General features: G+C 48.1%; 13 protein-coding genes. All 13 read right to left on the bottom strand.

Annotation, left to right across the window (positions count from 1 at the left end; all coding sequences use genetic code 11):
• Positions 1-13: 13 nt before the first annotated feature.
• Positions 14-1315 (bottom strand): asparagine--tRNA ligase, encoded by a 1302-nt coding sequence (gene asnS, locus KNO66_RS03040; RefSeq protein WP_214740306.1) that lies wholly within the window; start codon positions 1313-1315, stop codon positions 14-16.
• Positions 1316-1335: 20 nt separating this feature from the next.
• On the bottom strand, positions 1336-2523 hold the full coding sequence (locus tag KNO66_RS03035; RefSeq protein WP_214740304.1) for a pyridoxal phosphate-dependent aminotransferase: 1188 nt from the start codon (positions 2521-2523) through the stop codon (positions 1336-1338).
• 20 nt (positions 2524-2543) lie between these two features.
• Positions 2544-3029: a hypothetical protein gene (locus tag KNO66_RS03030; RefSeq protein ID WP_214740302.1), complete on the bottom strand. Its 486-nt coding sequence runs from the start codon at positions 3027-3029 to the stop codon at positions 2544-2546.
• Positions 3026-3211, bottom strand: a complete 186-nt coding sequence (locus KNO66_RS03025; RefSeq protein ID WP_015881492.1) for a YpmA family protein — start codon at positions 3209-3211, stop codon at positions 3026-3028. The genes KNO66_RS03030 and KNO66_RS03025 overlap by 4 nt, the downstream gene beginning before the upstream one ends.
• Positions 3212-3276: 65 nt before the next feature.
• Positions 3277-6087 (bottom strand): ATP-dependent DNA helicase DinG, encoded by a 2811-nt coding sequence (gene dinG / locus KNO66_RS03020; protein WP_214740300.1) that lies wholly within the window; start codon positions 6085-6087, stop codon positions 3277-3279.
• Between the two features lie 106 nt (positions 6088-6193).
• Positions 6194-6577, bottom strand: a complete 384-nt coding sequence (gene panD / locus KNO66_RS03015) for an aspartate 1-decarboxylase (RefSeq protein WP_214740298.1) — start codon at positions 6575-6577, stop codon at positions 6194-6196.
• Positions 6578-6582: 5 nt separating this feature from the next.
• Positions 6583-7413, bottom strand: coding sequence for a pantoate--beta-alanine ligase (gene panC, locus KNO66_RS03010; RefSeq protein WP_214740296.1), 831 nt, complete (start codon positions 7411-7413; stop codon positions 6583-6585).
• A complete protein-coding gene (panB, locus tag KNO66_RS03005; protein WP_214740294.1) occupies positions 7413-8246 on the bottom strand; it encodes a 3-methyl-2-oxobutanoate hydroxymethyltransferase in 834 nt (277 codons plus the stop codon). The genes panC and panB overlap by 1 nt, the downstream gene beginning before the upstream one ends.
• Positions 8247-8337: 91 nt before the next feature.
• Complete coding sequence (locus KNO66_RS03000; RefSeq protein WP_214740292.1) at positions 8338-8478, bottom strand: hypothetical protein; 141 nt, start codon at positions 8476-8478, stop codon at positions 8338-8340.
• Complete coding sequence (locus tag KNO66_RS02995) at positions 8471-9433, bottom strand: biotin--[acetyl-CoA-carboxylase] ligase (protein WP_214740290.1); 963 nt, start codon at positions 9431-9433, stop codon at positions 8471-8473. Before KNO66_RS02995 ends, KNO66_RS03000 begins: the two co-directional genes overlap by 8 nt.
• On the bottom strand, positions 9406-10545 hold the full coding sequence (locus KNO66_RS02990) for a CCA tRNA nucleotidyltransferase (RefSeq protein WP_214740288.1): 1140 nt from the start codon (positions 10543-10545) through the stop codon (positions 9406-9408). Before KNO66_RS02990 ends, KNO66_RS02995 begins: the two co-directional genes overlap by 28 nt.
• Positions 10542-11663, bottom strand: coding sequence for an N-acetyl-alpha-D-glucosaminyl L-malate synthase BshA (bshA, locus tag KNO66_RS02985; protein ID WP_214740287.1), 1122 nt, complete (start codon positions 11661-11663; stop codon positions 10542-10544). Before bshA ends, KNO66_RS02990 begins: the two co-directional genes overlap by 4 nt.
• Positions 11660-12343, bottom strand: a complete 684-nt coding sequence (bshB1, locus tag KNO66_RS02980) for a bacillithiol biosynthesis deacetylase BshB1 (RefSeq protein WP_214740285.1) — start codon at positions 12341-12343, stop codon at positions 11660-11662. The genes bshA and bshB1 overlap by 4 nt, the downstream gene beginning before the upstream one ends.
• Between the last annotated feature and the right edge of the window lie 38 nt (positions 12344-12381).

Here is a 12381-nt window from a genome sequence, read left to right as displayed (position 1 = left end):
CCCCGATTAATCGTTAAGGGTGAATTCGGTTTAATAAACGTGGGAACGGGATGGCTTCACGAATATGTTCAATACCGCTGATCCAAGCGACCGTACGCTCAAGTCCGAGTCCAAATCCAGAGTGTGGGACCGAACCATATTGACGAAGTTCGAGATACCAGTCATACGCATCTGTTTCGTCGAGACCTTCTTTAATGATTTCTTCTTTTAGACGATCGTAATCGTCCTCACGTTGTGATCCTCCGATGATTTCTCCATATCCTTCTGGTGCAATCAAGTCAGCACAGAGAACGAGTTCTGGATTCTCAGGATCCACTTTCATATAGAATGGTTTGATTTCTTTTGGCCAGTGCGTGATGAAGACCGGCTTATCATGTGCATTAGCAATCGCTGTCTCATGCGGCGCACCGAAATCATCACCATACTCGATATCGTCGAATCCTTCTGCCTTCAAGAATTTGATGGCATCTTCATAACGAACACGCGGGAACGGCGCTTGTACTTGTGCCAATTTCTCAAGGTCACGTCCGAGAAGTTCAAGCTCATCTTTGCAGTTTTCAAGCGCTGATTGCGCGATGTATGACACGTATTGCTCTTGAATCTCGAGGTTCATGTCATGATCGACGAATGCCATCTCCGGCTCGATCATCCAGAACTCAATCAAGTGACGACGTGTTTTTGATTTCTCCGCACGGAACGTCGGACCGAATGAGAATACTTTTCCGAGGGCCATCGCAGCGGCTTCCATGTACAATTGACCCGTCTGAGAAAGGTAGGCTGATTGACCGAAATAGTCTGTCTCGAACAATTCTGTCGTTCCTTCCGGTGCACTGCTCGTAAGGATTGGCGGATCGATTTTGACGAATCCTTCTTTGTTGAAGAACTCATATGTCGCACGAATGATTTCGTTACGAACTTTCATAATCGCGTGTTGGCGACGTGAACGGAGCCATAAGTGACGATTGTCCATCAAGAATTCCGTTCCGTGCTCTTTTGGTGTGATTGGATAATCCACCGATTCCGCAATCACTTCTAAATCAGACACTTCTAATTCAAAGCCAAGTGGTGTACGTCCGCCATCTGACTTGACGTTCCCTGTGACCCAAACCGACGTTTCTTGCGTCACACCTTTGGCAAGGGTGAATAGTTCTTCCGCCACATCAGCTTTTACAACGACCGCTTGAGCAAATCCGCTCCCGTCACGTAATTGAAGGAAGGCAATCTTCCCACTCGAACGTTTGTTGGCAATCCAAGCGCCGACGCGGACCGTTTGGCCTTCATAATCTTTAAATTGGTTAATCGAAATTGTTGTCATGTCCATTTCCATCCTTTCGCTTATCGAGCGCGCTTCGTAACGAAGTCTTCTACTCGATCGAGCGCCTCTAGTACGCGTTTTAATTCTGTTGCATAGGATAATCGTACGTAATCGTCTTGTCCGAATCCTGAACCCGGAACGAGTGCCACGTTTGCCTCTTCAAGTACCGCTTCGCACCATGCATCGACTGATTCATAGCCGCTCTCTGTCGCGGCAACTTTTGCGTTGGCATATAAGTAAAATGCACCTTGTGGCTTCAAGCATGTGATACCTGGGATTTGAATAAGGCGGTCATAAACGATATCGAGTCGTTCTTCAAATGATTGTCGCATCATTTCTACGTCATCTTGTGGTCCATTGTACGCTTCCACGGAAGCCGCTTGAGCAACGGACGTCGGGTTTGATGTCGAGTGAGACGCTAAGTTCGTCATCGCACCGATCACTTTTGCATCCCCAACGGCATAACCGATGCGCCATCCCGTCATGGCATGTGATTTTGAGACACCATTGATGATGATTGTCCGTTCTCGCATATTCGGGAGTGTTGCAATCGAGATGAACGTCGCATCACCGTAAATCAATTTTTCATAGATTTCATCGCTCACGACGAGTAAATCGTGACGAAGAACGACGTCAGCAAGTGCCTGTAGCTCTTCTTTCGTGTAAATCATCCCAGTCGGATTCGAAGGGCTGTTTAAAATCACCGCTTTCGTTCGATCCGTGATTGCACGTTCCAATTGTTCCGGCGTCAATTTGAAAGACGTCGATTCGTCTGTATCAACCAAAACAGGTTCTCCGTCTGCTAATTTGATTTGCTCTGGATAACTGACCCAGTACGGAGTCGGGACAATCACTTCGTCCCCCTCATCTAAAATCGCTTGGAACAATGCATAAAGGGCATGTTTCGCACCTGAAGCGACCATCACCTCGTTGCGCTCGAACACTAATCCGCTGTCGCGTTTCGTTTTCTCAATAATGGCATCTTTCAAGGCGACGGTACCACCAGATGGTGTATACTTCGTATCGCCATCTCGAGCCGCTTGACACGCGGCATCAATGATTCGTTCCGGTGTATTAAAATCAGGTTCGCCTGCTCCGAGACCAATGACATCTTTACCTGAAGCCTTAAGAGCCTTTGCTTTAGCCGTGATTGCCAATGTTGTCGATGGTGTAAGTTGTTTTACACGTTTCGCTAGTAGATGTTCCATCCATATCCCCCTCTAATTCGTCACATTTGATCCGTCAATTGGACGCGTCGAATAAACTCTCCGGTCTGAAGCGTGTAATACGAATACGTATAGGAAGCATTCGCTTTCGTAACCACTTCAATGAGTGCACGCTCATCAAATCCAATCTTACAGCTGACGAGTTGTCCACCCGTTTCCTCGACAGAACGCGCGCAGACATCGGTCGCTTCCACTTCATCGATTTCGCGTTGCTCAATCTCCAACTTATCATTAAGAGGCACAAACCAAATCGACTTCCCGTCTTCTTCAGAGAAGACGACATACGCCTGTGTCCCATTGAACAGTTCTCCCTGACCTACTTTCACGTTTGGAGATTCGTCAGTCAGCCGTATCATTGCCTGTTCGACCAGTTTCTCTTTTTGATTCTCTGTATGCCCGATGGTGAATCGATACATCACGCTAAAGACAAGAACGACACCAATCAGAGCCACTAAAAACGAAACGATCCATTTAGCTTTTCTGGTCATTCTGTACGATAGATGGTAAAGACCATCTCTTCCTTTTTCGGATCGTTTACTTTCTTCTCAAGTGACAAACCGAACATCAAATCTTGACTTTTCAAAGTCCGATTCAATAAGTCGACAATCTTATACACGTCCGCGGTCGGTTCAATCCGAACGCTTGCGAGCGTTTCAATATTCGAGTTCATATTGACTCCTCCTCCAAAAACACTATACGTATCATTATAAAGCGATAATATCACGATGCCTAGCGTTATCTATCATTTCGTGACACTGACTTTTCCTTCTTATCTAAGAATAATTCCAACTCGGACAAGGATGTTTCTAACGTCCCCTCGATGCGGTCGACTTTAGGCAAACTGTTGATGAATTGTTTGCCGTAACGCGTCGTCTCGACTCGGCGATCGAATACAAAGATGGCACCATAGTCCCCTTTTGATCGAATCAAGCGCCCGACCCCTTGTTTGAAGCGAATGACCGCTTGCGGAAGCGATAATTCGAAAAATGGTGATTTTCCAAGCGATTCAATTTTTTCTGAGCGCGCCTGCATGATCGGTTGGTCAGGGGGTGCGAACGGGAGACGAACGATGACGAGGCACGTCAACGCCTCACCTGGAATATCGACACCTTCCCAAAAGCTGGCCGTTCCAAAGAGAATCGACTGCTCCATGCGTTTGAACTGTTTCGTCAAACGACTACGCGAACCACCACTCACCCCTTGTGCGAGAAGCGTATAGGACGGATCAAGGTGATCTTTCACTTGTTCGTAAGTAAGTCGGAGCAATTCGTTCGATGTGAACAAGACGAGCATTCGTCCTTTCGTCACATTCGCAATTTGAACAATCGATTGGGCCGTTTGATCGACGAACTGAGGAAGCGGGACATCATTGATCAATGGGAAGTCTGACGGAACAAACAGTTTGGCCTGCTCTCTAAAGTTGAACGGAGAAGGCAATACGACTCGTCTGACCGGTTCTCCTTCAAGTCCGAGTCGCCGTTCCATAAAACTGAACTTGCCCGATACCGTCATCGTCGCCGAGGTTAAAATGGTCGGTCTCTTCTTGAAGAGTCGCTCGTGCAACAACGGACCGATCTCAACCGGTTGGGTGTACACCGAAGTCAGTTTGCGGTTGCCTAAATTCAATTCGACCCAACTGACCGCATCGTCGTCTCGGGTCAGCATCGTCTCATAAATGACGCTCTCGAGCTCACGAACGTCGCCAATTAACGTTTTCAAATCGCTAATGAGTGCCCGCTGCTTAAACGTCATATGTTCTTTACGCTCATCGAGCAGACGATGTAGATGACGAAGTGACGTGCGTAATGTACGGAGTTTGTTCTCAAGTCGATTCGCCACTTCTCGAATCGGTCTGAACGTTGCCCCTTCCCGCTCGAAACGAACTGTTTGTCTCGGCTCTTTTTTCTTGCTCAACGATTGAAGGGCAGTCAAGAGATCCTCAAGTTCTTCCTCAACTTGTGCGAGCGCACCGTCAATCTGCTGACTAAATGCTTCTGCCTCTTCGGTGACGGACGTTAAATCAGCTAGCTGAATGATACGCGAATGGAATTTTCCGTCTGCCCCATAGCCGAACCATTTAAATAATCGGTCAAATTGAATCGCATCAAACGTCACACCGAAGTGATGGGAAGCCACTTCTTCGACTTGATGCGCCTCGTCTAAGACGAGTGGTGTGTCGGTCGGTAAAATGCCTGCCTGATGTTGTAAATCAGAGAACAAGAGCGCATGGTTTGTCACAATCAGATCCGCTTCTTTTGAGCGAAGGACGGCTTTTGTGAAGAAGTCACGGCTATACCATGGATCGAATCGTCCAAATTCACTCGAGGCATCTGCCTGAATCAAGCGTTTAAATGAGGCAGGTCCTTGGGTCGCAGAACCCGGGAATGAGAGTTCTTCTAAATCACCCGTCTCTGTCTCCGTCAACCAGACGAGTACCATCGCCTTACACATCGATACCAACACGCCGTCATTCGACTCATCAAGTACCATCTCAAATTTTCTTAAGTCGATATAGTTTCGTCTTCCCTTTAATAAGGTAAATTCGATTTCTGGAAAAATCTGACGCAACACAGGTAAGTCACGATTGAGTAATTGCTCCTGTAATTGGATCGTATGCGTGCTGATGACAACCGGTCGTTTCGTCTCAAGTGCATGATGTGCACTTGGAATCAAGTAGGCAAGCGTCTTCCCAGTGCCTGTTCCTGCTTCCACTAGCAACGTCTCTTCGTCATCTAGCGCTTTATAGACGTGCCGCATCATTTCAAATTGACTTTGTCTTGGTTCAAACTGTTCAAAAATTGATGGGAGCGTCTCTTCAATCGTTCGAAGCAGAAACGGTTCAAACGGCTCACGCTCTACTGCCGGAACGAATGAGTCGCTAGGACGATATAATGCAATCTTACGATGAATATCAAAACGTGTTTCGTCGTCTGGGCGAATTCCAACCTCGAGTATGATGTCATCAAGTAACGGTTCGACATGGCTCGTCCACGATTCAGACAGCTCGCGAAGTCGTTTCAACGTCACAATCGGCAAGTCGCGTAGGCGGTCGAGCATTCTTATGAAAAGTTCGGCAGTCGCCTCTGCGTCACTTAGCGCCCGGTGTGCATCTGTATGTAAGAGGTCAAACGTATCAGAAAGGGCTTCTAATGCGTGGCTTTCTAATGTCGGATAAAGAATTCGAGCCAACTCGACTGTATCGATAGCTCTCCCTTGAAACGGAAGGTATCCTGCCTGTTCAAGACTCTCATTTAAAAAAGTTAAATCAAATGTGACATTGTGCGCGACAAATACCCGACCATCTAACATTTTCCAAATGTCGGGAATCACCTCTTCAAATAGGGGTGCATCACTCACGTCAGCATCACTAATCGTTGTCAATTGCGTGATAAAAGGGGGGATTGGTCGACTCGGTCGAATCAAGGTGCTGTAGCGCTCAATCACTTCACCCTCTTGTACGACGACCGCCGCAAACTCAATCAGTTCATCACCGGACTTTACGGAATGACCGGTTGTCTCTAAATCCACAATCACATACGTGTCCATAACATCCATCCCATCTTTGGCACGCTCGTGCTTTCTGTCTGTCTCATCTTACCATAGAACGTATGACGAAAAAACGGGGATGCCTCTGACGACACCCCCGAACTCTTTATAAAATCGTATGGGCGATTTCTTCATAAAGAAGTTGATCGACCTCGTTCTGTCCGTTCAAGACGGCAACTTTTGGACGATGCGTTTTCGCTTCTTCCGCAGTCATTTGACCGTATGCCATGATGATGACAACATCGCCTACTTGGAAATGACGTGCCGCTGCGCCGTTCAAACAAATCACACCAGAACCACGTTCCCCTTTAATGACGTATGTTTCGATGCGTGCGCCATTATGGTTGTTCGTAATGTGAACATGTTCATTCTCCATAATACCGACCGCGTCCATCAAATCCTCATCGATTGTGATTGAACCGACATAGTGTAAGTTTGCTTCAGTCACTGTTGCTTTGTGAAGTTTCGCGTGCATAAATGTACGAATCATTGGATTCATCCCTTCTTCCAAATCACATTATCAATCAATCGGGCGCGTTCAAATTGAACGGCCACTGCTAATAAAATTTCAGTTGAGTCGTACGTGACGGAGCCGAGTGTCGGATAATCGACGAGTTCGACATAATCGATTTGACTATTCGGAATCTCGCTCAATCGTTCCGTCAATTGACGTTTGACCGCTCCAGCACCTTGCCCTGTTTCTAATTCTTCTCTCGCCAACGTCAGCGCCTTGAAAATTTGACTCGCTTCTCTTTTTTCAACTTCTGACAGATATACGTTTCGAGAAGATTTGGCCAGTCCTGTCTCCTCACGTATAATCGGGCAGCGTCGAATCTCGACTGGTACGAAATAATCTCGGACATATCCTTCAATGAGCGCGACTTGCTGGGCATCTTTCAGCCCAAAATAAGCACGTGTTGGTTGAACAAGATTAAATAATTTCGAGACGATTGTCAACACACCATCAAAGTGACCTGGTCGACTCGCCCCACATAATACGTCTGCACCTTGACGGACGGTCACACGAGCCATATCGAGTGGATACATCGTCTCAGTCGTCGGATAGAACAGGTAGTCAACACCCGCCTCACGTGCCAACTTCTCATCTCGATCAAAGTCTCGCGGATATCGGTCGAGGTCTTCATTTGGTCCGAACTGTGTCGGATTCACAAAAATACTCATCACGACGATATCATTTTCCCGTCGTGCGCTTTCAACGAGGCTCATATGTCCCTCATGCAAATAACCCATTGTCGGAACGAACCCAATCGTTTGCCCAGACGGTAACGCGTGACGTAATTCTTCAACGGTCGATATAATTTTCATCATTTTCCTCCGTACAACGAATCTAGTAACGACTCGTCCATCGTAAAAGTATGACGTTCAAGCGGAAACTGACCGTTTTTCGTTTCTTCGACGAAAGATTGAATCGCATGTGTCGCCACATCATTCACATCCGCGTATGCTTGAACAAATTTCGGCAAGCGGTCCACCCCATATTTTAAAACGTCATGGTAGACAAGCACTTGGCCGTCGACTTCTGCCCCGGCCCCGATTCCGATGACTGGGATAGTCAACGCCTCAGCGATTCGTTTCGCTAGTTGATGAGGCACACATTCGAGAACGAGCATTTTCGCACCCGCTCGTTCGGCAGACAGACTATCTTGAAGAAGTGCCTCAGCGGCTTCAAGGGATTTTCCTTGAACTTTATATCCCTCTAACACACCAACTGATTGAGGCGTCAATCCTAAATGGGCGACACATGGCATTCCGACTTGTGTCAAGCGTTCAATCGTTCGGAGAACTTCCCCTGAACCTTCAAGTTTGATGGCATCCGCCTGTCCTTCTTGGAACATACGTGCCGCCGCCTGTAGCGTACGGTCGAAATCTCCGTGGTACGTCGCAAATGGCATATCTACTACTACGAACGTCTGTTGTGCTCCTCGTCGCACGGCTTTTGCGTGATGGAGCATATCTTCCATCGTCACAGGGATGGTCGAATCATAACCGAGTACGACCATTCCAAGTGAATCCCCGACGAGAATCAAATCGACCCCTGCCGCCTCGGCAAGTTTCGCTGACGGATAATCATACGCCGTCAACATGACGAGCTTTTCTTGTTCATTCATCTTTTTCAATAACGAAGTCATCGTGTTCATCTGTTTCTCCTCCTAAACGTGGAGACAGGAAAGAATAAACGCCTTCTTACACAATAGGCAAGAAGGCGCACGAAAAACAATTTCATGGTTTTCATGAGTAGTGTCCTTCTGTCCCTGTCAAAATGATCAAGGCAGACAACTGATTGTGACAGTCTGCAAGCGTGGTACACTTCAAAAATCGATAGCGTCCGACACATTCAGTATAGTCGATGGTGTCGTTTTCATCAATCATTCCACACTGCAATCTCAGCAGAATAGACCGGTTCGACTTTCCCATCTACTTCGAGTAACAGGGCACCTTCATCAGAGATTCCTCGCATGACGCCTGTTCTTGACGCCCGGGACCCACTCAGCGTGACCGATTCATTCAGATAAGCGGCATGTTTCGTCCAATTCAAGCGTACCGGTGCGAACCCATCTTCGAGGAAACGGTCGTACTCGGTTTCGAGTTCGACTAGTAGCTCTGCTAGTAACTCACTGCGATGATAACGTGTTCCCGTTTCAAGATAGAGCGATGTAGCCCGGTGAGCCAAGTCCGGTGGAATAGTTTCACCATTGACGTTTATACCGAATCCTAAAATGACAGCCTGGATACGATCTCCCTCCGTTTGCATTTCTGTCAGAATGCCTCCGATTTTCTTTCCATTTAAGAGTAAATCATTCGGCCATTTGATTGACACGTCGAGATTTCTCGCATTCAACGCCGTCGCAAACGCACTGGCTGTCATCAAAGTCAGCTTCGAAGCCTCCCGAATCGGTAAATCGGGTCTTAAAATGACACTTGCCGCAATATTGACATGCTTCGGATTATGCCAGTTACGTCCTAGCTGCCCACGCCCCGCCGTCTGTTCTTCACTGATGATGAGCGTTCCTTCGGGTGCATGTTGTTGTGCAAGTTCGTGTGCGATGCGTTGTGTCGTATCGACTTGATCAAACGCATGTACGACTTGACCAAAACGCCCCTTCCGAAACGAGACAAAAGCCGGTTCATCGAATCGGTCGCTTTGTTCGAGTAGTTGATAACCTTTTCGTGGAATAGTATGAATCGCGTACCCGTCTTGTTTAAGTGTCTCGATATGTTTCCAAATTGCGGTACGTGAAATATTCAATTGACGTGCCAGCTCTTGACCGCTCCATACTTCACCATTTTGTAATAGCGTCAGGACACGCCCGCGCGTTGAAGCCATCGTTTCGCCTCCTCTTTCAATACAGTCTCATGGTTCGGCATCTCTTGTAGGACGACCCGTCGTTCCAAGTCGGCCAACATATGTTTAATGACCTCTCCTTTTGCTCCGAGCTCGAGCGCATCTCGTCCATCAAATTGTAGTTCTTTTCGTGACTGAATGGGGAGTGACTGCTTCAATTCACGACTCCGGTCTCTCTCACCGTTCATCCGAAAATACGTAGATAGCGTGGTCTCCTCTGTCTGATAGATCGTCATCTCATCTAATCCCGTCTCACACAATTTAGCTAGCGTACGAGCCTCGCGCTTTATGGCATTTGAGCGTTTCCATGGCAAGAGCCACGATTCATCGTTCGAATGATACAAAAAGAGTGCCCAACCGCTAGCCGCGTTTACAGGCGTACGCTCATCTTCCTGCACACGATTCATCAGATCCGACGTGACGCCCGGTAGGTGACGGTGAATGCCAAGAGCCACCATCTCATTGAGCGCTCTCTTATACGCAGGTCCAACCAATAGTTTTTCAAATTCGATTGCAATGCGTTCCATCGCAATTTGCTCGAGCTTATGGCCGAGCACACTCGCTGCATCACGTAACTCTTCATGTAAGGTGAAGTCGAGTTGAGACATGAAACGAAGGGCGCGCATGATGCGAAGAGCATCTTCACCGAAACGTTCGAATGGGCTACCGACCGTACGGATGATCCGCTCTTCAAGGTCATGTTGACCACCGAACAAGTCGACGACTTGTCCATCATGAAACGCCATCGCATTCATTGTGAAATCACGGCGCAATAAATCTTCTTCGAGCGACACACCGAGCGCGACATGGTCTGGTCTTCTTGAATCCGAATATGCCCCTTCTGAACGGAATGTCGTCACCTCGAACGGATGATGGTCGATGATGACCGTGACCGTCCCATGCTCGATGCCGGTCGGGACGGATTTTGGAAAGAGAGCCATCACTTCTTCAGGGAAGAGCGACGTCGCCAAATCAATGTCATCCGGTAAGCTTCCGAGGACATAGTCACGAACGGCCCCACCGACGATATAAGCCTCACCACCATGCCGTTCAATCGTTTCAATGATTTGTTTCGCATACTCCCATTCTGTCATGATTTCACCACCTGTTCATACAAGCGCTCATATTCAGTCACGATGTCTTGTGAGGCGAAGCGTTTAGACTTCTCTAATCCGTTACGTCTGAATCGTTCCTGTAACGAGGCATCTGTCAGTACACGTTGCATCGCATGAGCGGCAAGACTTGCGTCGCCTCTCGATACGACAAACCCGTCCTCGCCATCCGTGATGACTTCCGGTAAACCACCTGCATCACTCACGACTGAAGGTACCCCTGTCGCCATCGCTTCGAGGGCGACGAGTCCGAACGCCTCTTTGTCCGATAACAAGACATGAACATCGCTAATTGAAAGGAGCGCTGCGACTTGTTCTTGTTTCCCGGCAAAGATGACATCGTCTTCAAGTTCCATTTCGGTCACGAGTCGACGCATCGCCCCCATGAGAGGTCCATCGCCGACGAGCAAAAGTTTTTTGTTTGGGACGTCCATTTGGTCGAACGCCTCTAAAACGAGATCGACACGCTTCACCGGTCGAAAGTTCGAGATGTGGATGACGACTCGGTCCTCATCTGACAATCCATACCGTTCCCGAAGCGTCGGGTCAATTTGTGGCGTATATACCGATTCATCGATAAAGTTGTGAATGACTTGAATGGGCAAATCACTCGCAATGCGGTCTTCCGTCTCTCGTTTTAGACTATGCGAAACGGCCGTGATGGCATTCGATTGGCGTAGTCCGTATAGAATGGCCGGTTTCAATTCCTCATCCTCTCCGAGCACCGTGATATCGGTCCCGTGTAACGTCGAGACGATGGGTGTCTTCACTCCTGCCATCTCACGACCAAGTGCCGCACATACGGCATGAGGGACCGCATAATGGGCATGAATGACGTCAAGCCCGAACGATTGGATGACGCTCGCGATTTTCGCCGACAACGTCATATCGTAAGGTGGGTATCGGAAGACCGAGTATTGGTTGATTTCGACTTGATGGAACGTGATATTCGGATGATAGGCGTTCAATCGAAACGGCATGCTACTTGTGATGAAATGGACGTCATGACCACGATCCGCAAGCTTCATCCCGAGTTCTGTTGCCAAAATCCCAGAGCCACCTACCGATGGATAACACAAAATGCCGATACGATATGTCATGCGAGTTCACCTGCCTGTCTCACAACGTATGGTCGGACTTGTTTCAAGCCTTCTGCGTATGACGTACCGATCAAGCTCCCGAAATGTCGTTCCCGTGCGACGACCCGCTCCACATATGCATCGGTGAGTGGTGTCTTTACTCCGTTCATCGGTGTGAACTGACTGGCATAACATTGTAAGGCTTGGGTTTTCACGTCGATGGTGTCACTGATATCGACGCAGACGTCTGGTTCGACATGCGCATTGATCATATATTGGTACACACTTTGCGGACGGTATGCATCAAGTTCAGGTAAGTATTTTCGAATGCCGGCATTAAACAGCGCCTCTGTCACAAGATGTGCACAAGCGGCATGGTCTGGATGACGGTCGACCTCATATGGATATAGGACATGAGTTGGGCGCTCGTGACGAATCAACGATACGATTGCTTCTAGTTGGTCGGCACTTCCGTCAATCCCGCGGTCACTGAATCCGAGATTCAGGCGGCGTACACCGAGCACCGCATCCGCTGCACTTGCTTCTTTTTGTCTTGTTTCGACGTCTCCATTTGAAGACAGCTCGGCTTTCGTCAAATCGACGTAGACGACTTCAATCTTCTGTTTCGTCCATTGGGCGGTCATTCCGGCAATCCCGATTTCAATATCGTCCGGATGTGCCCCGATGGCTACTACTTTCATCTAAATCACCTCTTCTTTGAAAAGTATAGCCGACTCGA

The organism is Exiguobacterium sp. s48, from assembly GCF_018617395.1.
Lineage (GTDB): Bacteria > Bacillota > Bacilli > Exiguobacteriales > Exiguobacteriaceae > Exiguobacterium.
The sequence above is the reverse complement of the archived record's forward strand: the minus strand, read 5'-3'. Positions and strand labels throughout refer to the sequence as shown.